Annotated in this window: 19 protein-coding genes and 2 tRNA genes; 10 read left to right on the top strand and 11 right to left on the bottom strand. The window is 51.2% G+C overall.

Features of this window, described 5'->3' with window-relative positions:
• Window positions 1-7: 7 nt before the first annotated feature.
• The 4 genes from SFC07_RS00350 to SFC07_RS00335 are packed head-to-tail and all read right to left on the bottom strand — an operon-like array spanning window position 8 to window position 5186.
• The gene (locus SFC07_RS00350; protein ID WP_411206250.1) at window positions 8-1651 is read right to left on the bottom strand and encodes a dipeptide ABC transporter ATP-binding protein; all 1644 of its coding nucleotides are present in this window, start codon (window positions 1649-1651) and stop codon (window positions 8-10) included.
• A 5-nt stretch (window positions 1652-1656) separates the two neighbouring features.
• Complete coding sequence (locus SFC07_RS00345) at window positions 1657-2541, bottom strand: ABC transporter permease (RefSeq protein ID WP_411206249.1); 885 nt, start codon at window positions 2539-2541, stop codon at window positions 1657-1659.
• 5 nt (window positions 2542-2546) lie between these two features.
• The gene (locus tag SFC07_RS00340; RefSeq protein ID WP_411206248.1) at window positions 2547-3488 is read right to left on the bottom strand and encodes an ABC transporter permease; all 942 of its coding nucleotides are present in this window, start codon (window positions 3486-3488) and stop codon (window positions 2547-2549) included.
• Complete coding sequence (locus SFC07_RS00335; protein WP_411206246.1) at window positions 3489-5186, bottom strand: TIGR04028 family ABC transporter substrate-binding protein; 1698 nt, start codon at window positions 5184-5186, stop codon at window positions 3489-3491.
• A gap of 158 nt (window positions 5187-5344) precedes the next feature.
• On the opposite strand from SFC07_RS00335, the gene SFC07_RS00330 reads away from it, so the two are divergent.
• Together SFC07_RS00330 and SFC07_RS00325 are read left to right on the top strand one after the other, a co-directional pair.
• Window positions 5345-7312 carry an FAD/NAD(P)-binding protein gene (locus SFC07_RS00330; protein ID WP_411206245.1) on the top strand — a complete coding sequence of 656 codons (1968 nt, stop codon included), beginning with the start codon at window positions 5345-5347 and terminating at the stop codon, window positions 7310-7312.
• 83 nt (window positions 7313-7395) lie between these two features.
• On the top strand, window positions 7396-8115 hold the full coding sequence (locus tag SFC07_RS00325; RefSeq protein ID WP_411206244.1) for a DedA family protein: 720 nt from the start codon (window positions 7396-7398) through the stop codon (window positions 8113-8115).
• 2 nt (window positions 8116-8117) lie between these two features.
• On the opposite strand, the gene SFC07_RS00320 is transcribed toward SFC07_RS00325, so the two are convergent.
• Complete coding sequence (locus SFC07_RS00320; RefSeq protein ID WP_411206243.1) at window positions 8118-8843, bottom strand: SDR family oxidoreductase; 726 nt, start codon at window positions 8841-8843, stop codon at window positions 8118-8120.
• Between the two features lie 116 nt (window positions 8844-8959).
• On the opposite strand from SFC07_RS00320, the gene SFC07_RS00315 reads away from it, so the two are divergent.
• On the top strand, window positions 8960-9691 hold the full coding sequence (locus tag SFC07_RS00315; protein ID WP_411206242.1) for a TetR/AcrR family transcriptional regulator: 732 nt from the start codon (window positions 8960-8962) through the stop codon (window positions 9689-9691).
• Between the two features lie 4 nt (window positions 9692-9695).
• Here the strand turns inward: SFC07_RS00315 and SFC07_RS00310 are convergent, their stop codons facing one another.
• Window positions 9696-10856, bottom strand: a complete 1161-nt coding sequence (locus SFC07_RS00310) for a cystathionine gamma-synthase (protein WP_411206241.1) — start codon at window positions 10854-10856, stop codon at window positions 9696-9698.
• Between the two features lie 181 nt (window positions 10857-11037).
• Here SFC07_RS00310 and SFC07_RS00305 point away from each other — a divergent pair, with 181 nt between their 5' ends.
• From SFC07_RS00305 to chrA, 3 genes are read left to right on the top strand one after another with little or no spacing between them, the layout of a single operon-like run.
• Window positions 11038-12075 carry a mechanosensitive ion channel family protein gene (locus SFC07_RS00305; protein WP_411206240.1) on the top strand — a complete coding sequence of 346 codons (1038 nt, stop codon included), beginning with the start codon at window positions 11038-11040 and terminating at the stop codon, window positions 12073-12075.
• 11 nt (window positions 12076-12086) lie between these two features.
• Entirely contained in the window at window positions 12087-12488 is a 402-nt protein-coding gene (locus SFC07_RS00300; protein WP_411206239.1) for a globin, read from the top strand.
• 28 nt (window positions 12489-12516) lie between these two features.
• The gene (chrA, locus tag SFC07_RS00295) at window positions 12517-13647 is read left to right on the top strand and encodes a chromate efflux transporter (protein WP_411206238.1); all 1131 of its coding nucleotides are present in this window, start codon (window positions 12517-12519) and stop codon (window positions 13645-13647) included.
• Here chrA and SFC07_RS00290 read toward each other — a convergent pair.
• Both SFC07_RS00290 and SFC07_RS00285 read right to left on the bottom strand, forming a co-directional pair.
• A complete protein-coding gene (locus tag SFC07_RS00290) occupies window positions 13644-14273 on the bottom strand; it encodes a hypothetical protein (RefSeq protein WP_411206237.1) in 630 nt (209 codons plus the stop codon). The two genes, chrA and SFC07_RS00290, sit on opposite strands and share 4 nt — an antisense overlap.
• Window positions 14273-14734 carry an acyl-CoA thioesterase gene (locus SFC07_RS00285; RefSeq protein WP_411206236.1) on the bottom strand — a complete coding sequence of 154 codons (462 nt, stop codon included), beginning with the start codon at window positions 14732-14734 and terminating at the stop codon, window positions 14273-14275. The genes SFC07_RS00290 and SFC07_RS00285 overlap by 1 nt, the downstream gene beginning before the upstream one ends.
• A gap of 275 nt (window positions 14735-15009) precedes the next feature.
• On the opposite strand from SFC07_RS00285, the gene SFC07_RS00280 reads away from it, so the two are divergent.
• Complete coding sequence (locus SFC07_RS00280; RefSeq protein ID WP_411206235.1) at window positions 15010-15429, top strand: MarR family winged helix-turn-helix transcriptional regulator; 420 nt, start codon at window positions 15010-15012, stop codon at window positions 15427-15429.
• 80 nt (window positions 15430-15509) lie between these two features.
• Here the strand turns inward: SFC07_RS00280 and ettA are convergent, their stop codons facing one another.
• The 3 genes from ettA to SFC07_RS00265 form a co-directional block, all read right to left on the bottom strand.
• Window positions 15510-17180 carry an energy-dependent translational throttle protein EttA gene (gene ettA, locus SFC07_RS00275; RefSeq protein WP_411206234.1) on the bottom strand — a complete coding sequence of 557 codons (1671 nt, stop codon included), beginning with the start codon at window positions 17178-17180 and terminating at the stop codon, window positions 15510-15512.
• 160 nt (window positions 17181-17340) lie between these two features.
• On the bottom strand, window positions 17341-17910 hold the full coding sequence (locus SFC07_RS00270; RefSeq protein ID WP_411206233.1) for a single-stranded DNA-binding protein: 570 nt from the start codon (window positions 17908-17910) through the stop codon (window positions 17341-17343).
• 168 nt (window positions 17911-18078) lie between these two features.
• The gene (locus SFC07_RS00265; RefSeq protein ID WP_411206232.1) at window positions 18079-20157 is read right to left on the bottom strand and encodes a cytochrome c oxidase assembly protein; all 2079 of its coding nucleotides are present in this window, start codon (window positions 20155-20157) and stop codon (window positions 18079-18081) included.
• Window positions 20158-20358: 201 nt separating this feature from the next.
• Here SFC07_RS00265 and SFC07_RS00260 point away from each other — a divergent pair.
• The 3 genes from SFC07_RS00260 to SFC07_RS00250 all read left to right on the top strand — a co-directional run bounded on the left by SFC07_RS00260 (window position 20359) and on the right by SFC07_RS00250 (window position 22347).
• Window positions 20359-20431 (top strand) — tRNA-Arg (locus tag SFC07_RS00260).
• Between the two features lie 332 nt (window positions 20432-20763).
• Window positions 20764-22173: an alkaline phosphatase gene (locus SFC07_RS00255; RefSeq protein ID WP_411206231.1), complete on the top strand. Its 1410-nt coding sequence runs from the start codon at window positions 20764-20766 to the stop codon at window positions 22171-22173.
• Between the two features lie 101 nt (window positions 22174-22274).
• A tRNA-His gene (locus tag SFC07_RS00250) sits at window positions 22275-22347 on the top strand.
• The last annotated feature ends 27 nt before the right edge of the window (window positions 22348-22374 follow it).

Genomic DNA, 22374 nt, shown 5'->3' with positions numbered 1-22374 from the left:
ACTTCTCCTAAAGTCCAAGATTGAGTTCGCCACCACGGTAGCGCGATCCAGGGATGGCGTCGATAAGCTGATGCGTGAACTCAGTTTGAGGATTATTAAATACGTCCGTGGTTTTACCCAGTTCTACTTGATTACCATGACTCATCACTGAAACAGTGTCCGAGATTTCACGAACTACGGCCAAATCATGGGAAATAAACACATAGGTCAACCCAAGATTCCGCTGCAGGTCATCTAATAGCCGGAGGATCTGCGCCTGAACAGTAACGTCAAGTGCAGAAACAGCCTCATCAAATACAACTAATTCAGGTTCCAAAATCATGGCACGTGCAATAGCTACGCGTTGACGTTGTCCACCCGAAAGTTCACGTGGGCGACGGCTTGCTAGCTGAGGATCAAGCGAAACCAGATCAAGTGAATGTGCGACTTTATCGGCTAACTCCTTCTTGCCAATTTTCGTGAAATTCTTCAATGGTTCCGCAATAGTGGCCCCGATAGTTTGTCGTGGATCCAAAGAAGAATAAGGATTTTGATAAACCATTTGAATCTGCTGGCGCAAAGTTCTTTTCTCCGCAGCACCCAATTTGGTAATTTCCTTGCCACCGTAGGTTATGGAACCGGAGGTTGGAGAATTAAACATGGCAATAGCCCTGCCAAGAGTCGTCTTTCCCGACCCTGACTCACCAACGATCGCATGGGTAGTACCGGGAAAAACCTCAAAGGAGATGTCATTGGCTGCCACAAAGAGGTCGCCTTTTCCGCGCTTATACTCTTGACGGAACTTATCGACGACAAGCAGTGGCTTTTCGGCTTTGCTATCCCCGGGATTAACTGCAGTTGCTCGAGAGGAGATTTTGCCAATTGTGAGCGAAGGAGCATCCGCAAGGAGTTTCTTGGAGTACTCATGTTGCGGGTTTGTTAATACCGATGCCGCGTGCCCACTTTCCCGGACTTCCCCTTTTTGCATCACCACAATTCGATCAGCCCTATCACCTGCTACTGCCAGATCATGGGTAATGAACAAAATGCCCATTCCCAATTCACTTTGCATTTCTTCGAGCAGATCCAAAATGATTTTCTGGACAGTGACATCAAGTGCTGAAGTAGGCTCATCGGCGATGATGAGGTCCGGCTCCAAGGAAATTGCTGCAGCGATAAGTGCACGCTGCTTCATGCCTCCAGATAATTGGTGCGGGTACTGGTCATAGCGAACTTCTGGATTATCAATGCCTACTCGCTCCAGCAGCTCAATGACCTTCTTTTTCCGTTCCGCCGGTGTGCCCCGCTTATGAATTGCCAAGCCTTCCCCGACCGAAGCTCCAATGGTCTTTACTGGATTGAGGGAGTTATTGGGGTCTTGGGGAATCAATCCAATTTTGGTGCCACGTATCTTTTTCCACTCTTTTGAAGTGAGATTCTCCAGGGAGTGACCCTGAAATGTGATTCGGCCTGAATCGACTTCAGCGTTATCAGCAAGCAGCCCAATGACTGCCTGTGCAGTTGTGGACTTTCCAGAACCTGATTCACCAACAATCGCTGTGATTTGGCCGGGGTAAACCTCAAGGCTCACATTATTTACGGCATGAACCGAACCTTTGGCGGTTTGGTATGACACTACGAGATCTTCAATCTCTAGCAACGGAGTTGTCATGAAATTTATGCCTCCTTTCGGATAATTCGGCTTAGATAATTGGCAGACATAACCACGGCGATGATGACAAACCCCGGCAGCACAGTGAGCCACCATGAAGTTGCCATGTAGTCTCGCGCATCCGAGATAAGCAATCCCCACTCAGGGGTTGGGGCTGGCGCACCGTATCCCAAAAATCCCAACACTGACAGCTGCAAAATTGCGGAACCGAATTGAAGCGCTGCCAAAGCAAAAACTGGTGTGAGTGAATTGGGCAAAATATGGCGGAAGAGGACCTGAACTTGAGTTCCGCCAGAGCCGTAAGCTGCTTCCACAAAATCAGATCCGGCGACTTGCAAAACCTGGGAGCGAGCTAGTCGCGCAAAGGTTGCGACTGAAGTGATACCCACCGCAATTGCGGCATTCATGGTGCCGAAGCCCAGCAAGATAATGACGCTCAAGCTCAGAAGCAGTGCTGGAATAGACAAGAGCACATCGACAAATCGCATCAACAACGTGTCGATCCATCCGCCTCTAGCACCGGCTAAGAGTCCGATTAAAGTGCCCACAACTAAGCCAACTAGAACTGCGATCAGGGCACCCAAAAGAGTCTCTCGTGCTCCGTAGACAACTCGGCTATAAAGATCGCGCCCCACGGAATCAGTACCAAACCAGTGTTCACTGCTGGGGCTTAGCAAACCAACATTGTCTCCGCTAAAGGGATCTTGGGAGGTAAAGATTCCCGGGATGAGCGCCATTAATACGGCCACTGTCAGCACAATGAGAGAAATAATTGTTGCTGGCCTTGTCCAAGGATTCCGCACGGATTTTCTTTTGGATCGGGTAGATGTGGATCTATTGACGGGCTTTGTCGAAATTGAGGTATTAGGTGAAATTGCAGGATTGCTCATGAGATTTATGCCTTTTCACTGCGACGAAGACGGGCATCGAGGACTGGATAAAGCAAATCCACGATGAGGTTAATCAGGATATAAATAGCGGCTGCGATCACCACGATGGCTAGCATCACAGGCATATCTCGGTTAGCAACTGCATTAACAGTCATTTGGCCAAGCCCTGCTCGACCAAACACTGCCTCGGTAACCACTGCGCCACCAACAAGTTCGCCAAAGAGAATTCCGGCGATGGTTAACACCGGCAACAAGGCATTGCGCAGCACGTTTCGGAAAAAGATCCACAGTTCTCCTGCTCCACGTGCACGAACCGCCACAATAAATGGTTGCGCTTTAACTTCTTCGATGGAGCGAATGAGTACTTGAGCTAGAGGTGCTGCAATTGGAATAGACAATGTGATCGTGGGCAAGATAAGGCCTTGTACGGTAGTTGTTCCAATGACCGGAACCCATCCCAGGCGGAAGGAGACAATCTGGATCAAGATAATGCCCAGCCAGAAGCTTGGAAGGGAGACAAAGAATGGTGGCAAGGCCTGGAAGAATTCCTTAATCCAATAGAATCGATCCATCGTAGCCAAAATGGAAATTCCTAAAGCTAGGACAATAGCGAGCAGGAATGCCGACACTGCGAGCACAAAAGTTCCGGGGACAGCTTCACCGAGCAAGGTGGAAACTGCAGTTCCTGTTTGCACCGAATATCCAAAATCTCCCACCAAGAAACCACCTAAGGTAGTTAAGTATTGGGAAAATAAAGATTCATCAGCACCATAAGATTCACGAATCTGGGCAATTTGTTCCGGTGAAAGTCCCAAATCTGGGCTGGAATATCGGGCGGTCACTGCGTCCCCTGGTAATGCGGAAAGCATGATAAATGCCAAGGTAAAGGTAACCAACAAAACCACTACAGCCTGGCCAATTCGACGCAAGATTTGTGAGGTCGTCATTTAGTTCTCCTCATTTGAATGGTCAATGTAGGTTGCGTAAAAGCTCGGGCGTCCAATCACTTCTGGGTTAAAGTCCTTGACATAGGGCTGTACTCCATAAACCACCGGTTCTTCAAACATTGGCAGCGCATATGCCTGTTCGGTGATGTAATCCTGAGCTGCTGCAGAAGCAGTTGCTCGGTCTGCTTCATTTGGGCTTGAAGCAATTGCCATCAAAAGCTCTTCTAAATGAGGGTCTCCGATATTTGCTGTATCCCCATCCATCGTCATATTCAACAACTCATTTCGGTTGGTGGAATAAAGCATGGATTTCAATACGTCATAATCTGCACGTCCCACCATGCTGTGGCGGACCTGAATCTTGTTTAAGTCCTTGGAATCGGCATCTTGTGCAGCTTGGTCACCAGGGTTGAGATTTACCTTGATTCCCAATTCCCCAAGTTGTTCTTGCACCATCGTCACTACTTCACGGGAACGAGGCTGAGGCAAAGCCTCATTGAAGGTTAGTTCTAAGAGCACGCCGTCTTTTCGACGCATTCCGTCATCACCACGGATCCAACCTGCTTCATCGAGCAATTGTTCCGCCTGCGCCACATCATAAACATAGGCATCTTTTTGCTCCTTATATCCCAAAGCATTTTGCGCTAAGACTGATGTTGCCAAAGGATACGAGGCACTGAAAAGCACACGCATGATCTTTTCGCGATCGATCGCGTGAATCAAAGCTTGGCGCACCCGAATGTCAGAAAGAATCTCATTCTTAAAGCGGAAATAGAATCCATTATTTACACCATTGGTGGCAGCGGAAACGATGTCTAAGCCCTCTTTTTTCAAATGGGCTTCCACTGGTGCTTCAATTTGGCGAGCCAGATCGGCTTGCCCCGCAACTAGTGCACCAATACGCACAGATTCCTCGCCAGCAAGCACATAATTAACTGCATCAAGTTTGGCACGTCCCTGGTGCTCAAGGGCTGGAGGTGCCCAGTCATAATCTTCACGGGCGCTTAAGGTCAGGTTAGTTCCCAAGGTCTCATCAGTGATAACAAATGGTCCTGAGCCAATCACCTTGGTGGCATTTCCAGGAGCAAACTCCTCATTTGCAAAATCCAAAGTGGAGTCAGCATAGAGCCCGGCGTTAAAGGAACTGGTTGCCTGGGCAAAACCCGGTGCAGGTTTAGAGAAGTGGAAACGAACTGTATCCGCATCCACTACTTCCCCGAATTCATAATTTGTGATCTGTTCTGATACTGTGAGGCGGCGATCCTTATCACCGAGGCCATAAAGATCAAAGTTCTTTACAACGTTTTCAGCTGTTAAAGGTGAACCGTCAGAGTAGGTCACATCTGTTCGAATATTAAAGGTGAACTCAGTTGCATCCTCATTAATTTCCGGCAGTTCGGTAGCGATCCAGGGGCTTAATTCCAAAGTTTGGGGATCTTGGTACAACAAGCGATCCGCAATGTTGTTTACCACGCTGCCGTTTGGATAAAAACCCGCTGATGGCGGATATAAGGTACGGAAGAACTGAGGCTCCAAATAGGTAAGCGTGTTTTCTTCTTGTTGCGCAGGTGCTGCTGTGCATCCAGAAAGTACGGCCAACCCAACCAAGGTCGCTGTTACAGCCTTGAGGATTCGCCCAGTTCGTGGGTGTCTTGATTGTTCGATCGAGCCGAAACCCTGCTTGCGCTTCCTAAGCACTAGGCTTTCCTCCAGATATTCTATAAGTTTTCTCAAGTTTTTCACTAATCTATGTCCAGAATTTAACACACAATTAGACTAAGCGGTATATTAAATTAGACTAAACGGTCTAAATGATATCTTTATTCGACCGCAGCCTTCGTCGATCAGGAGTTTTTGTGAGCATAAATGACAAGCAGATTGCCATAGTTGGGGTCGGCCCCCGAGGCATTTCTGTCCTTGAAAGAATTGCAGCTGCATTAAATAGCTCTCTACAGCCCGAAGGTGGATTAAAAATTCACCTCATTGAGGAATCACAAATGGGTGCAGGAAATGTGTGGCGCACAGATCAAACCCGCACCTTATGCATGAATACTCTTGCCGGCGCAGTGACTTTGTTTACGGAACCTGGATCTACTGTGACAGCCCCTGTAGTAGAGGGACCACTCCAATACGACTGGATTCGACTCCTGCGCGGCGATGAGGACCTAAGTGGAATCCCACAAAAGGCAGTTGAACTTTTTCGGGCATATCCCCCATCAGAATCCAATCTTGAAGATTTCGACGCGGAATTATCCGCTACGCTGCCCCAATCAAATCCTTCAAGAGCTCTTTATGGCGCTTATCTGCAGTGGGTCTTTAAGGTGGCTTTGAAGCTTCTTCCAGACTGGGTGGAAGTACAACAACACAATGCGCGAGCGATCAACGTTCATGAAGATGGCGAACGCGATGTCATCACCCTAGACAACTCAGAAAAAATCTCTGTTGATTCCACAGTATTGGCAATCGGTTGGCAAACCCCTGCCTTAAATGCGGAAGAAAAACTAATCACCTCAGCACTGGCCGAAAATCCACACCTACGCTGGGTAAAACCCGGAAACCCCGTGGAACAAGATGCCAGCCTCATACCAGCAGGTGAATCTGTCTTAGTACGTGGTTTGGGCATGGGATTCTTCGATATCATGGCGCTGACCACAATCGACCGTGGCGGCAAATTCGAGGAAGATTCCACTTCACCCGCTGGCCTTCGTTACCTACCTTCAGGCAATGAGCCGCACTTCATTATTTCTTCAGGTCGCGGTTACCCATATTTGCCTAAATCGGACTATAAAGCACTTCCTCCAGGTGCAAAACTGGCTCGCCTGAAGGCGGTTATTGCGGAAATTAATGCTCAAAAGCGAGGTATCGCTGCTATTGACTATGACACCGAGGTATGGCCAGCAGTAGTACGTGATGCCTATGAGGCTTATTATGAGAACCTCAATCGCGTAAATCCTGCAGCAATCCTTACAAACTTGCAGCAGATCATTAGCGTCATTGATAACACTGTCCCAGAAGACCTTCCGGCAGCACTTGCAGCCCACACCTCAGAGATTTTTGACCTCGCGGCCTGGGAGTTTCCACTCAAAGATGTCAGCGAGAGCGTCGCGGAGCTCACCACCCGCATTGCTGAGGGCTTAAGCCGGGATATCCACCATGCCGAATTGGCCTGGGACAGTCCACTCAAGTCAGCCCTCTGGTCGATTTCTGCATCGCGTAAACCTAGCTCGATTTTGGGGGCAGAGGGTCGTCTAACTTTAGAGTCGCGTCGCAATCGCTTTGCAGCCGTAATGGCAATTGGACAAATGGTAGGCTCCGGCCCTCCTCTATTCCGTACCCGCGAATTATTGGCACTAGTTGAAGCTGGGCTTGTTCAATTCGCGGGAGCTCACCCTCACCTCAGTGTGCAAGACGGATTGTGGCAAATTTCGTCTCCCACAACTCAAAACACCCCTCTTCGCTCATCGGTTCTCATTGATGCCTGGATGCATAATCCTGATATACGGAAAGTGGCAGATCCGCTTACCCAGTCACTTGAGGAGGCTGGCAGAATTCGCCCATTCGCGGATTACTCAGCTACGGGAATTGCTGCTCCAACAGGTTCGCCCGAGGTAGACCCGCACACCCGTTTATTAGTAAATGCAGATGGCAGCTTAGATCCCAGGGTTCACCTAATTGGAATTCCCACCTATGCACAGCTGCCCGATACCACTATTTCACCCATGCCTGGAACTGATCCTTTGATGCTGCAAGAAACAGATAAAACCGCAGTTCATATCCTCAAACAATTAGGACTGATCAAAAACCCGCAGCTGCAAGATAAATAACCACCCTGGAAAAACCCTGAACTTCTCACAAAAGGGCCTTTTCTCTTATAGGATTTGAGCACCTACCGGGTACTCTGTGCTGCATGTATTTAACTCTTGCGGACTCCGTATCTCAGGTTGCATTGGGACCATCATGGTTGGACCCAATGCAGCTTTTGTCCGGTTCAGGTCCTTTTGGCGGCTTTGTCTTGCCTGCAATGCTGGTCATCGTATTCATTGAATCTGGTCTTCTCTTCCCGTTGCTGCCAGGCGATTCGCTCCTCTTCACCGGCGGCTTGCTGGCCAATCAGCCAGATCCTTTTGCACCGCTGTGGCTGGTACTGATCCTCTGCCCTATCGCTGCAATCTTGGGTGACCAGGTTGGCTATTGGTTGGGCCATAAATTCCACCCCAAGCTGGTCAACCGCCCTGATGGACGCATCTTCAAGCAGGAATACCTCAAGCAAACCGAGGATTTCTTTGATAAGTACGGCCCCATCACCATCATTTTGTGCCGCTTTGTCCCCATCGTGCGCACCTATGCTCCGCTGGTAGCAGGCATGGCCGGAATGAAATACCGCACCTTCCTGATTTACAACATCATCGGTGGGATCCTATGGGGCTCCGGTGTTGTTGCTTTGGGTGCTTTGCTTGGGCAGTTCGACTTTGTCCGCAACAATATCGAAGCAATCTTCCTCATCATCGTGTTTATCTCGGTCGTTCCTGGACTTGTGGGTTTTGCCCGCAAGCTCGCCAGCAAAACCCCAGCCACCACTACTGATCCTGAGCCAGCAGCTGAAAAAGTCGAGCGTCCAGCTCAGTAGATTTATTTAATATCGCCCAATTCAATTCGAGGGCGAACATCCACATTAGTAATTTGTGTGGATGAGCCAGCGTCAATCACGTACCTGATGGCGCTGGCTATTTCTTTGGGCTCAATATATAGCTCCCGGCGATATTCGATTCCCTGCGCCTGCATGAGGCCACGCAACATTTCCGTGTCGGTAGGGCCAGGGCTAATCGTCGAAACGCGCACGCCCACGCCAGCCTCCTCCTTGCGCAAGGAGTCTGCCAACCCCCGCAGCGCGTGCTTGCTCGCGGTGTAAATAGTGTTGCCCGGATGGGCACCGGTACCCGCGCCAGAATTAATAAAAATAATCTGCCCCTTGGCGGCCCGTAGGGCTGGCAAGAGTTGTCGCGTTAGCTCCGCCGGCACGATCACATTGAGCTCTAAATGCGCCCGCCATTGTTCCACCGAGGAACTTTCAACGCTGTAGTTGCGCGCCACCGCCGCGGCGTGGATCAAGGTATCCACGTGCCCAAGCTGAGAGAGCTTTTCCACGCCTCCCCGCTCCAGAACATCTGCTAAAATATCACTTTGGATACTTATTACGCCTGGGATCTCAGCCAATTCTTGGAGCTTTTCTTCATTGCGTCCCAGTGCAAAAACAGTGTGATCTTCAACTAAGTCTCGAATAATTTCGAGCCCCATTCCACCCGTCGCACCCGTCACTACCGCGACTTTCTTAGTTTTTTCTTGGTTTTCACTCATTATTTATTCCTCCCAGCTTCTTAGTTGCTTAATCATTAGAAAATTCTAAGTTATCATGACCTCTACTTCATTAAATGGACTAGTATTGATTAATCAGATGGCGTACCCTCTAAATCATGCCAAGTGAAATTATCAAGCCTTCAGTGGCCGTTACTCCATCTACTACTGGCCGTCGTCCAGGGCGCCCCACTCAACGCATTCTGACAATTGATTCAATTGTTGATCGCACATTGGCTATTGCGGGCCGTGAGGGTTTTGCGGCAGTTACCATGAACCGCCTCGCTCGCGATATGGGTGTTACTCCGCGTGCATTGTACAACCACGTTTCCAACCGTCAAGAAATCATTGACCGTGTGTGGGTAAAGGTTGTTGAAGGAATCTCAATTCCTGAGCTCGACCCATCCGACTGGCGTAATGAATTCCATGTTCTCTGGAATGCACTGCGTAATCAGTTCCGCGCTTTCCCACGTGTTCTCCTTGTTGCTCTCGACGAACAAATCAGCCCGCAGGGTACTTCCCCAGTGCGCATCAAACTTGTTGAGGTAGCACTCGAGTTCTTCACCAAGATCGGACTCTCCCTCCAGGATGCCATCGTTGTCCGTGAAATGCTGCTCGCCGATCTCTTCAGTTTCGCCCTCACCTCAGATTTCGCCTATGACTCCGGCACTGAGGAAGTAAAGGAAACAGCTTTCCACCCTATCCCCCAGGTGTGGCTGGATCAGCTCCCTGATGTGGAAGCACCACTGACCCGTCAAGCAGTAAAAGAGTCCCCCCGCACTGCGGACGAACTCTTTAACAAGATGGTTGAAGCCCGAATCGCTTATGTAGAAAAGCTACTCGGACTCTAAATTTTTAAAGCTGATCCAAGGCCTGCTCGACATCGGCGAGCAGGTCTTCAATATCTTCAATACCGATGGAAATACGCACGAGGTCACGGGGAACCTCAAGCTGAGAACCAGCAGCAGACTGGTGGGTCATGGTAGCTGGGTGCTCCAACAAAGACTCCACGCCGCCCAGGGATTCTGCCAAACAAATAAGCTTGGTGGAGGTACAGAACTTCTTTGCAGCTTCTTCGCCACCGGCAAAACGCACCGAAATCATCGCACCAAAACGCTTCATTTGCTTCGCTGCCACCTCATGGCCAGGGTGGGTTGCCAGACCTGGATACAGCACAGTAGACACCTCAGGGCGAGAATCCAAAAGCTCTGCCACCTTTTCAGCGTTATCGCAGTGGCGCTCCATGCGAACAGCCAAGGTCTTGAGACCACGCGCAGTGAGATAAACATCAAAAACTGAAGGGATTGGGCCAACGCCGCCCTGGAGGAAGAGCAATTCCTCATCAAGTGCCTGGTCATTGGTGACCACAATGCCGCCGACCACGTCAGAATGTCCACCGATGTACTTGGTGGTGGAGTGCAAAACTGCATGTGCACCCAAGCTCAGTGGCTGCTGCAGATAAGGGGATGCAAAAGTATTGTCCACCACGAGCTTGGCATTGGTACCGGTGGTGAGTTCTGCAATCGCAGCAATATCGGTAATGGACAGTGCTGGGTTGGTGGGGGTCTCCACCCAAATCAGCTTGGTGTTGTCCTTAATAGCTGCAGCAACTTCTGCCACCACAGCGGTATCAACCACTGTGTATTCAACGCCCCACGCAGTAAAGACGGTATCGATGAGACGGAAGGTTCCGCCATAAGCATCATTGCCGAGGATGATGTGATCGCCTGGCTTCAGCAAAACGCGGAAGAGGATATCGGTGGCTGCCATTCCGGAAGAAAATGCGCGACCATATTGTGCGCCTTCCAGGGCCGCGACAGTCTTTTCAAGAGAGACGATGGTGGGGTTGCCCACGCGGGTGTATTCAAATCCATTGCGCAGGTCATTGGGACCATTTTGAGCAAAGGTGGTCGATGCATAAATAGGAATATTGATGGAACCATAAAACTCATCTGGCTCATATCCTGCATGAATCGATGCCGTGGAGAAACCCTGGGCGTTGGGGTTGGAAGACAAGGTAGTTCAACTCCTGAAACTCTTAAAGTCGCTGTGCAGCCAGATCGGCTCTGTGGCAATGATAGACCAAGCTGTCCATTCTAGCCCAAATATTCGCCCTTTTCATGCACACTTTTACCCTCCCTCACATTAATTATTCTGCGCGTGAAGGTTTCCGAAAAAAGTATTACGGTGGATACTGATGATTATTTCCAGTGCTAATTCAACGTCAGATGTCAATCTTGTCGAAGATGTCTCAAATTGGTGGGATGATCCAACCACCAGGGAATGGCTCATCGACAAACCGATTTCCATCGCAGTGACTATTTTGGTCGCGCTTATTGCCCATTGGGTGTTCAGAAAACTCATCACTAAGGCAGTAGAACGTGGCGCAAATAGAGCCGTAGAGCCGGAGAAGAGCAAGCGTCCTTCGCTTATTAAAACTCCTTTTGGCAAAACAGCTACCCAGGAGGAGGAAACTCCACTTGATGTCCAGCTTTTGCGTCGATCGCAGGAACAACGGCGACAAGCAAGAATCCGCACCCTAGGTGCGGTGGGCAAATCAGCAGTAGCCATTTTTGTATGGACCTGGGCCGCGCTGGCTATTTTGACCACCATCGGGGTAAATGTCGCACCGCTTATTGCCTCTGCCGGTGTTGCCGGTGTTGCCCTTGGTTTTGGTGCGCAATCCCTGGTCAAGGACTTCCTCAGTGGTATTTTTATGCTCATTGAAGATCAATATGGAGTGGGCGACACCATTGATGTCGGCGATGGAATTGTCGGCGATGTGGAAGATATCAGCCTGCGCATTACTACTTTGCGCGATATGGATGGCACCGTGTGGTACATCCGCAATGGTGAGATTTTGCGCGTTGGTAACTTCTCTGATGAATATGCCATCGCTCGTTTTGAGGTTCCGGTGGGACTTTCCAATGACACCGAGACTGCCTGGTCAGTAATTGAGAAGTCCTTCCAGGAAGCAGCCAAGCTGCCCACGGTGAAGGATTCTATTATTGGCGAGCCAGAGATGAAGGGCATTTCCTCCTTTGAGCCAGACCATATGACCTTCCGCGGTGTGGTTAAGACCTTGCCTGGTTATCAGTGGGAAGTTCAGCGCCACGTTTATGCCAAGGTGCTCACCGATATGCAGCGCGAGGGCATCACCACTCCCTATCCCAATGGCATCGGTTCCATTTCCCCCAAGCAGCTCGAAGCGAAACGAAGCGGGGAAAAGGCCTAGAATCTTTAGGCATGACAGTCCCTGAGAACTTTTATGATGAAGTGGGCGGTGAGGAGACTTTCTCCCTCATCGTCCACCGTTTTTATGAGCAGGTCCGCACCGATGACATTATCGGCCCCATGTACCCCCAGGATGATTGGGAGGGCGCGGAACAAAGGCTCAAAATGTTCCTGGCTCAGTACTGGGGCGGGCCTGCTGAATATTCCGCACAGCGTGGCCATCCCCGCCTACGTATGCGTCATGCGCACTTCCCCATTGGTGTCACAGCAGCGCAGCGTTGGCTCACGCTAATGGATAAGGCCATGCAGGATGTGGATATTACGCCTGAGCAGCATGAAGCCATTTGGGACCATATGCTGCGGGTAGCCGATATGTTGATTAACTCCAATCCGGATCCACACGAACAGCGCTAAAGCCACAGGTAGCTTAAAGTATGTTTTTGTGCCTAAAGTTTTAGAAGTTTTACGCAGTTTTGGCCTGCTGGGTTTCACCGCATTCGGTGGGCCCACTGCGCACCTGGGATATTTCCGTACCGAGTTTGTGGAACGCAAAAAGTGGCTAGACGATAAACAATATTCAGAAATCGTCGCCATTAGTCAGCTCTTGCCTGGCCCTGGTTCCTCACAGGTGGGAATGGCGCTGGGCTATCAGCGCGCCGGTTTTGCTGGAATGACTGCCGCCTGGTTTGCCTTCACCCTGCCTTCTGTGGTGTTGATGACGGCATTTGCACTGCTCTTCGATGCCACCGATGCCGGCTGGACCCTCGGACTGCTAGCAGCAGCTGTCGCCGTGGTTTTCCACGCGGTCTCTGGCATGGCCCGCTCCATGGCCGCCACCCCACTTACCGCCACCATCGCCGTTGCCTCCGGTATTGCGGTCCTCGCTCTGCCCTCAGCGTTTACCCACCTCGGCATGATCCTGGCAGCTGGGCTTGTTGGAATCTTTGCCTTTAAAACGCTTGTCGACGAAACCCCGCCTGCCGCACCTTTGCGGGCAATTCCAGCGTGGGCTGGAATTGGCAGCTTAATTCTCTTCTTTATCGGCCTTGTTGCTGCCATTATTGGTGGCGGTTTTTATCCGGCGTTTTATCAAGCTGGTGCCACCGTCTTTGGTGGCGGCCATGTGGTGTTGCCACTGCTGGAAAAACTGGTGGTTGCCCCCGGTTGGATTGCCAACAATGACTTCCTGGCCGGATACTCCGCCGCGCAGGCCGTCCCCGGGCCAATGTTTACTTTTGCCTCTTATTTGGGTGCCGTCCATGGTGGTATCGCAGGTGCACTTATTGCCACTGTGGCTATTTTTATCCCCGGCACGCTGCTGACCATTGCTGGCCTCTATTTCTGGGGCCGTTGGCGCGAGGCTCCGCTATTGCAGGCAGCCATCAAGGGCATTAATGCTGGTGTAGTGGGACTTTTGGGCGCAGCGCTCTACGATCCCGTATTCACCCACGGCATTAATGGCGTTGCTTCCTTGAGTATTGCTGCAGTGTGCTGGCTGGGACTCGCCAAATGGAAAATCCCACCCTGGGCAATCGCTCTTGGTGCAGCTCTTGCTGGGTGGGTTCTGCTTTAGAAAACGCTTAAACCCAAACCTGCGGAGTGATAAACACTGCCATAGGGGGCATCGATGCGGGTCCACCGACCATTGACGGAAACCCGCAGATGGCGTGGGATCTCATTGGGTGCTTCAAATCCTGGGATGAGCCCCAAAGAGGTACAGGTAAAAACACTGCGCATGGGAATGGAAGCAGTTTTTCCATTGCCTTCAGCTTTAATTACCTCTTGGTCCATCAAGGATGCAGGGGGTCCCAAAGGGCCAGAAAACTGACGCGCCAGCGCTTGGCCTTGATCAGCCAGCGACCGCACCACCTGAGTGGGGAGCTCGTCGACAAGCGTAAAACCGGTGCTGGGCGGTAAAGATCCCGGCCAGCTGGCATCGCGCGGCGCCCCAATTTCTGGGGTTTCGGCTTGGAGTGCGGCCAAGAGATCTGCAGCTCCCACGGCTGCGCCATCGCGGCTGGCGGTGCCTTTAATGCGGCGGGAGGCGGTGACTCCAAAAGGTGTGGTGACAAAAACGTCCACAGTTTCGGGGTCGAGTTGGCGAAAACGTGCACTAGCTAGGGCATCAATTCCGACCGCGCGAGCCACCAGGGCTTGGAGGCCACGGGCGCCGGAGGTGACTATGAGGGATTCTGGCACTACTGTTCCAGAGCTTCCTGAGCCTGGACTTCGCTGCTAGCCACAGCGGTAAGCACCTTGCGCTCTACCTTGCTAATGGCACGTGGAGCGGCGGTTTGAATATTAACGGTGACCTGTACACATTCAACAACGCAGCAGACGCGACCATTACGGTCCTTGACTTCCTGGCGGGTCTTAAAGGAGGTATTACCCAACTTGGTGACTTGGGTTTCTACCGTCACCTTGGTGGTGTCCGGCAAAATGGCGCGCAAATAATCCACTTCCAAGTGGCGCACAAATGCAGCAGGGATCTCATAACCGCGCTCGCGGAATTGGTCCTCGGCGAAAGTAAGGCGAGCTTCTTGCGCGATTTCAATATAAGCAGCGTTATTCACGTGGCCGAAACGGTCAAAATCTGACCAGCGGAGATCAACCTCCGTGACGTGGAAGTTCTTTTGGGTGTTTTCCTCAGTGGCTGCCATGGTTTTAGCCTCGGCCTCTTTCTATCTAACTTTTCGATGAATCGAGCGTCTCGCAAGCATTCTACCGACCCCCGGGCCAGCTGCGCATTCGACAAGCGAATTAGCATCATTTTCCGGTATTTGCGAAGGCCAGAGAACATCTTAAATCAAATATGCTTGCACAAAAAGAATCACCACTCTAGACCCCTGATTATTTAAGGACTTAAGATGGAAGGCATTATGAATAGACACGACCTTCTAGAATCCCCGAAAAACTAAATTTCCAAAGGCCAAATGTGGAATCTGAGGCACAGGATTCCGCTTTTGAGCCCTCGGGAGAAATTGGTCTTTACCCCAGCCAAGAACTGGTGCTAATGCAATTGTGGGATAAGGGTCCGCAATGTCAAGCTGATTTAGTACAGCTTTTGGGTTCAGATGCGCCCACCATGACGCGCACGCTGCAGCGCTTGGAAAGTGCCGGATTTATTAAGAAAATCCCTAGCAAAACAGATAAGCGCGTGACCATTATTGAGGCAACCATTGCCAGCAAAGCCATTCAACCCCAGGTCAAACAGGCGTGGGAAGAGTTGGAAGCTGGTGTGACTGATGATCTCAGCGACGCCGATAAACGCAAGCTTTTGGAGCTTCTAGAACAAGCAGAAGAGACTCTGACTGGCATCTTAGAAACCTCTGACGAGGAAAAAGACACTAAGTAAAAAAGCCGGTTTTTCGTCGAAAAGCGCAAAGTTTAAGGCCCGCACACAAGTACCTTGTGTGCGGGCCTTAACTGTTAAAACTAGCGGGTCAGCTTGCGGTGGGTGACTCGGGAAGGACGAGCGGCGTCAGCGCCGAGACGCTCAACCTTGTTCTTCTCATAGTCTTCGAAGTTGCCTTCGAACCAGTACCACTGGCCTTCGACGATGTTGCCTTCCCACGCCAAGATGTGGGTACAGGTGCGGTCGAGGAACCAACGGTCGTGGGAAATGACCACGGCACAGCCGGGGAAGTTCTGCAGTGCGTTTTCCAAAGAGCCCAGGGTTTCGACGTCCAAGTCGTTGGTAGGCTCATCGAGCAGGATCAGGTTGCCGCCCTGCTTCAAGGTCAGTGCCAGGTTGAGGCGGTTGCGCTCACCACCGGACAGTACCTTGGAAGGCTTCTGCTGGTCAGCGCCCTTAAAACCGAAGGCGGAAAGATATGCACGGGATGGCATTTCATTCTGACCAACGATGATGTAGTCCAGACCATCGGAAACAACTTCCCAGACAGTCTTTTCTGGGTCGATGTTCTCGCGGTTCTGGTCAACATAGGACAGCTGCACGGTTTCGCCGATTTCAACCTTGCCGGCATCTGGCTGCTCGAGGCCAACAATGGTCTTGAACAGGGTGGACTTACCCACACCGTTAGGTCCGATCACGCCGACGATGCCGTTACGAGGCAGGGTGAAGGAAAGATCCTTAATCAGGACGCGGCCATCAAAGCCCTTCTCCAGGTCGCTAACCTCAACAACCTTGTTGCCCAGGCGTGGAGGGGTTGGGATTTGGATTTCTTCGAAGTCGAGTTTGCGGAACTTTTCAGCCTCTGCAGCCATCTCTTCATAGCGAGCCAGACGAGCCTTGTTCTTGGCCTGACGGGCCTTAGCGCCGGAACGAACCCATGCGAGTTCTTCCTTCAGACGCTTCTGCAGCTTCTGGTCCTTCTTGCCAGCAACTTCCAAACGCTCAGTCTTCTTCTCCAGGTAGGTGGAGTAGTTGCCCTCGTATGGGTGCAGCTGACCGCGGTCAACTTCACAGATCCACTGTGCAACGTGGTCGAGGAAGTAACGGTCGTGGGTGACGGCAAGGACAGCGCCCTTGTAATCAGCCAGGTGCTTTTCCAGCCAGAGCACGGACTCAGCGTCCAAGTGGTTGGTAGGCTCGTCGAGCAGCAGCAGATCAGGCTCAGAAAGCAGGAGCTTAGCCAGTGCAACGCGGCGACGCTCACCACCGGAAAGGTGGGTTACTGGCTCATCTCCGGGAGGGCAACGCAGAGCGTCAAGAGCCTGCTCGATCTTGGAATCAATTTCCCAAGCGTCAGCGGCGTCAAGAGCTTCCTGCAGGACACCCATCTCTTCCATGAGCTCATCGGTGTAGTTGGTGGCCATTTCTTCTGCAATGGCCTCGAAGCGCTGCTTCTTTTCGAAGATCTCGCCGAGACCTTCTTCAACGTTCTGGCGAACGGTCTTTTCCTCATTCAGTGGAGGTTCCTGCAGCAAGATGCCCACAGTTGCGCCCGGATCAAGGAATGCCTCACCATTAGATGGCTGGTCAAGACCGGCCATGATCTTCAGAATAGATGACTTACCAGCGCCGTTAGGACCAACGACACCGATCTTGGCACCTGGGTAGAAGGACATGTAGACATTGTCCAAGATGACCTTGTCACCAATTGCCTTACGCACGTTCTTCATCGTGTAGATGAACTCGCCCAATGTAACCCCTTTAACTGCGATTTTGCGTTTAAGTACTCAGCTGTCAAGGTTACATGAGCGAGCCCAAAATCGGGACCTTGGCCTGACCTGCTCTGGGGATATACAGGGATATCGCGGGAAAGGCCTCTGTCCCACTGCTACTCGGGGTTACTAGGAAAGGTTATTGTTCAGGTTCATTGGGTGCGCCGGCGTTAACCAATTGGTTCTCCGCACCTGACTCCCCGCGCTCCCCTGCCTCTCGTGCCTCTGGATTATTGTGCTCTTGGTTATCTGGGTCTTGGCGCGTATCTCCTGAGGTATAACTTGCAGACCTATTTTCCGGCATGACCACGCCATGGGGAACGTTTTCCAAGCGAGGTCGCGCATCCACAAAGCCCACAAGGTAGGAATTGAGATCAATACCAATTGATAGGGCACGCAAGCGAACTTCTTGGCGCTTGATGGGCTTGTCCGAATTGGCTTCAACAGTTTCCCACTGATTGGTATAAAGCATGCCGTGCACGATGACGGATACTCCAACTGTCAAGGACTGGTGTGCGTTAACGGCCAGGCGACCCCAAGCCTCAACATTGATATAAAGCTGGTCGGTGTTGTGCCACTTTTCGTCCTGACGGTAGGAACGTGAGGAAGCAATGCGAATCTTGAGCACACCGTCGCTATTATCCTTAGTTCCGATATAAACAGGGTCGCTGCAGATACGTCCGACGATGGTAATTGGTGAGTTAATCATGTCCTGGTTTTCCATTTCTCTGGTTGGCGGAAGTGCTTTCACCAGGCAGTGTGCCAGCCTCTAACCAAGACGAAAAACACCCCAGCAGCCAAACTGTGGATAACTTCTTCAGATCGAAAGTTATCCACAGGCCGGGCTCCTGGGGCGCGCAAGAAAGCGTCGAAAAGCTTATTCTTTGTCTTTAGCTTCGAATGTTTCGTTGTAGTAATCCGAGTGTAAATCGTGGCCTTCGCTCATGCGGGCCAGCATCTTGTTGTACTCCTCCGCATCCTCAAAACCTGTCTCCTGAGCACGCTTTTCATAGATTTTTTCATTGTTTCGCTCCTCACGTAACCAGCCACGGAAGAGGTATCCAAAAACAATAATCATCGGGAATGATCCTGAAGCCCAGGCAATGCCGCCACCTACCAGCTGGTCATGTGCCAGGTCCACGGCCCATGGAAGATCTAAGCGGGTATAAAAATCTTCAGCCAAAATCTCCTTGAGCTGCATGAGGTAGACGCCAAAGAAAAGGTGGAAAGGCATGGAGAACACCAGCCAGGCCAAGCGCGATACGTGGGTGCGCTCCTCCGGCTTGGGGTCTGGTCCAATCATTTCCCAGTAGTAGATATAACCCGAGAACACAAAGACAAAGTTCATAATCAGGTGGCCAGCGTGCTCGGACACCATAACCTCATAAAGCGGGGTGAGGTAGAGCGCATAAAAAATAATAATGAACTGAATCGTGTTAACCGCAGGGTGCATGAGGAACTTCAGCAGCGGGTTATCCGCCAGCACCGCAGCCCACTCATGCAAGCCTGGACGGCCCGGTTCACCAGGTTCAACAGCCTCCATAACCAGGGTTAATGGCGCGCCAAGCACCAAAAATACCGGCACCACCATGGACAGCAGCATGTGCGCGACCATGTGCATGGAGAAGGTCGCCGGCATATTCATGCCGATACCCGAAGAAACGGTGATGCCCAGCGTGGCACAACCGAGCACCCACCAGAAGGTGCGTAGGTGGTTCCACGCCTTTGCTTTACGACGCAAAACTCGCAGGCCTTGCATATAGAAGAGGAATAGCAAGATAGCGACAGTGCCCAGCATCAAGTCAAAGCGCCACATCGAAAAGACGTTTGTCAGGGTGGGTTCCTTTTCAAGGGCATAGCCAATTTCGGTAGCCATCACAGAAAGATTTGGAGCATCTGGTGCTGGTGGCGGGGTGCGCCCCATGGAAATCGCAATACCCATAATCGCAGCCATCGCCAAGACTTCCACGATGGCAATCCGAGCAAAGATCTGTGGGTTTTGCCCAATCTTGGGTATTGATACCACCCGGTGCGCCAAGCCAAAAAGACCTACAACGATGACGCCGACAGTTTTTGCTACCACAAGGAGTCCGTAGTTGGAGGTGAACAAATCCGCGAAATCAATACGCAACAAGGCATTAAAAACACCAGAGATCGCCATGCCAAAAACGGCAAAGGTAGCGATGGCGGAATAGCGCTTGACGGCTACTTCAAGGTCTGGACCGAGGCGTCGACAATGTGCAATAAGCGCCATCAGGCCGCCAACCCACAACAGCATAAGCAGCAGGTGCCACAGCAAGGAGTTGGTGCCAAAATCGTGGTTACCACCAGATGCAGAGTGCCCCTCCAAACCGAGTGGCAGCATCATGATAACGGCGCCACAAAGCAGTACCGGCTGCATTAACCAGCTGCGTGAGAAAAGGCCAAGGATGCCGGTAATAAAGGCAAAAACTGCAACCCAGGCCCACGCTTTGGCGGTTGCTACCTGCTCAAAAGCAATGGACCAGTTCTGAGGTTGAATAGCCGAGCTAAAAGGCTGTCCCGAGAGATCCGACATGACCAGGGGAATCATGACAATTGCGATGAGTCCGAAACACAGCGCTGCTAGTGCGCCGGTGCGAGTGGAAATAGCACCATCAACCGATAACAAAGCCCTTTTAAGATCATTTTTGCCATCCACCAAACGTGGTGAAATGAAAAATGTCGATGCCAGGAAACTGCCGACCGATAGTGACGCCAGAATCCAGCCCACAGCCCGCAGGAATGGGAGGCCGGCGGTGGTGATTGGGCCTGGATCGGGAATGCCTAAGGCAGCGAGGGAATCAGAGAGGAACCCCCACGAAAGAATTGCGCCAACGAGGCCTGCAACACAAGCAAAGAGGATATAAAGGGGCCAGGAGACCCGTACCCTGCTTTTCTTTATAGTCCCCGTTTGTGCACTAGCTTGCTCATCCATGTCACCAATCTAACCCGCTTCCTTTTAGCTTCCCTAGTTGAGTGAGCTTTTTACTAACCGAACCCGGGTGTGCGATAGAGTTCCATCTCAGATAAAATTTGTGGGAATTCACACAGCTTTAGCTCGTTTTGGATTCAAGAGAGTACTTTATATAAAGTATTTTCCAGAAGTTGCAAGTACTTTTGCTTTGCTATTTCTATCGCCTCCATAGCTCAGTGGACAGAGCAACCGGCTTCTACCCGGTTGGCCGCGGGTTCGAATCCTGCTGGGGGCACAGATTTTCTCCAGTTCAGGGCACCTCTTCCGATCGGATTAGGTGCCCTGATTTTTGTATGCCCACCATATGCCCACAAACTTTTGTCTCTTAACCCAGTCCTCTCATGGTGTCAATTATGTCTCGACTGATCTGTCAACCATGCCTTGACGCACGACTCGCCCCGACCAAGTCTCCCGTTTCACCTAAGTAAGTGGACACTAACTTTTTAACTTAAGTTTCCAAATAATTAAGAAATCTCTAATAAGTTCCTTAACGTCAGCATATTTACAGCTGTCTTATTTTCCCGAGTTTGGTTGTCCCAACATTCACCTCGACTTATAGGAATTTTCATGTCTTTTAATCGTCGTCGCTTTGTTCTAAGCTGCGCTGCCACCAGCAGCATTGCCCTTGTTGCACTTTCCGGTACCGCTACCGCTCAGTCTTCTTTTGTTTCCGGCTCTTCCGGACTATTTTCTTCTGATTCCACTCCAGCAGCTCCTGAGGCTCCAAAGAACATCATTTACATGATCGGCGATGGCATGGGATTCAACCATGTTTCTGCCACCAACCTCTATGAAACCGGCCAGACCCGTTACCAGGTTGCTGGTGAGCCCGGCGCGGTTGAAGCACTTCCAGGTGGCGAGGCTGTTCAGGTTTATGAGCAGTCAGAGTGGACTCAAATTGCAGCATCCTCCTACCAGGATGGAAACTCCTACGACCCAGCTCGCGCTTGGTCTGATCACAACTACGTCAATGAGAACGCCACCGACTCTGCAGCAGCTGGCACCGCAATGGCAACTGGTGTTAAAACCACCAACGGCATCATCGGTATGGATCCTGCTTTGCAACCAGTTCAGAACACCTCTGAATACGCTATCGCCCAGGGTAAAGCTGCAGGTGTTGTAAGCTCCGTGCCTTTCAACCATGCGACTCCTTCCGCTTGGGCTGCGCACAACTCCAACCGCAATGATCTCCACGCCATTGGTGAGGAAATGATCAACAGCGATCTCAACGTCATCATGGGCGCCGGTCACCCCTTCTACGATCAGGACGCTAAGCCTGTCGCTACCGCCGATGAGGACTACATGCTGACTTCCCAGTACGAGCGCCTTGCTAATGGTGAAACTGAGTTCACCTTCGTTGAGGATGAAGCAGATTTCCAGGCACTTGCCGATGGCAATGTTTCCAGTGACAAGTACTTCGGTCTAACACAGGTAGCAGACACCTTGCAGCATGACCGTTCTGGAGAATCTGTCACCCCTTATGACACTCCTCAAAATGACGTAGTTGATCTAGCTACCATGTCTGAAGCTGCGCTTAATATCTTGAACCAGGATGAGGACGGCTTCCAGGTAATGATCGAAGGCGGCGCTATCGACTGGGCCGGCCACGCCAACGACGAAGCTCGCGATATCGAAGAAGTTCAGGCTTTCAATGCTGCCGTTGAAACTGTTGTCGAGTGGGTTGAAGAGAACTCTTCCTGGGAAGAAACCCTCGTTATTGTTACCGCTGATCACGAGACCGGCTACCTCGCTGGCCCAACCGACGATCCAGCATGGTCTGCTATGACCGGCGCAGCGGGCGTTGTTCCAAACCACAACTGGTTCTCCGGAAACCACACCAACCAGTTGGTACCAATGTTTGTTCGTGGCACCGGTTCCGAGGACATCGTTGCTGCTGCCGATGAGATCGATCCCGTCCGCGGAAAATACATCGACAATGTTGAGGTTGCTCAAATCACCATGAACAAGTGGTGGTAATTCAACGTCTGAAAAACGCTTAAGTTTTCTATTCTGACCAGCCGTTTTGGCGAAAGCAGCACGGTGCATTAACATAATCCGTGCTGCTTAACGCGGTAATGGTGGCTGTAGTTCAGCTGGTAGAGCACCAGGTTGTGATCCTGGGTGTCGCGGGTTCGAGCCCCGTCAGCCACCCCTAAGAAATCAGGGTTTCTTCTCCTA

It is taken from the genome of Corynebacterium callunae (assembly GCF_046592015.1).
GTDB lineage: Bacteria > Actinomycetota > Actinomycetes > Mycobacteriales > Mycobacteriaceae > Corynebacterium > Corynebacterium callunae_A.
Note: the sequence above shows the minus strand (reverse complement) of the source record. Positions and strands in the feature narration are given on the sequence as shown.

Bases quoted from the DNA above. Each gene is read 5' to 3' on its own strand.
- SFC07_RS00265 (WP_411206232.1), bottom strand. From the start codon at position 20,157: ATGGATGAGCAAGCTAGTGCACAAACGGGGACTATAAAGAAAAGCAGG.
- SFC07_RS00300 (WP_411206239.1), top strand. From the start codon at position 12,087: ATGACAGTCCCTGAGAACTTTTATGATGAAGTGGGCGGTGAGGAGACT.
- SFC07_RS00315 (WP_411206242.1), top strand. From the start codon at position 8,960: ATGCCAAGTGAAATTATCAAGCCTTCAGTGGCCGTTACTCCATCTACT.
- SFC07_RS00320 (WP_411206243.1), bottom strand. From the start codon at position 8,843: ATGAGTGAAAACCAAGAAAAAACTAAGAAAGTCGCGGTAGTGACGGGT.
- SFC07_RS00325 (WP_411206244.1), top strand. From the start codon at position 7,396: ATGTATTTAACTCTTGCGGACTCCGTATCTCAGGTTGCATTGGGACCA.
- SFC07_RS00305 (WP_411206240.1), top strand. From the start codon at position 11,038: ATGATTATTTCCAGTGCTAATTCAACGTCAGATGTCAATCTTGTCGAA.
- SFC07_RS00270 (WP_411206233.1), bottom strand. From the start codon at position 17,910: ATGATTAACTCACCAATTACCATCGTCGGACGTATCTGCAGCGACCCT.
- SFC07_RS00350 (WP_411206250.1), bottom strand. From the start codon at position 1,651: ATGACAACTCCGTTGCTAGAGATTGAAGATCTCGTAGTGTCATACCAA.
- SFC07_RS00345 (WP_411206249.1), bottom strand. From the start codon at position 2,541: ATGAGCAATCCTGCAATTTCACCTAATACCTCAATTTCGACAAAGCCC.
- SFC07_RS00340 (WP_411206248.1), bottom strand. From the start codon at position 3,488: ATGACGACCTCACAAATCTTGCGTCGAATTGGCCAGGCTGTAGTGGTT.
- SFC07_RS00255 (WP_411206231.1), top strand. From the start codon at position 20,764: ATGTCTTTTAATCGTCGTCGCTTTGTTCTAAGCTGCGCTGCCACCAGC.
- SFC07_RS00285 (WP_411206236.1), bottom strand. From the start codon at position 14,734: ATGGCAGCCACTGAGGAAAACACCCAAAAGAACTTCCACGTCACGGAG.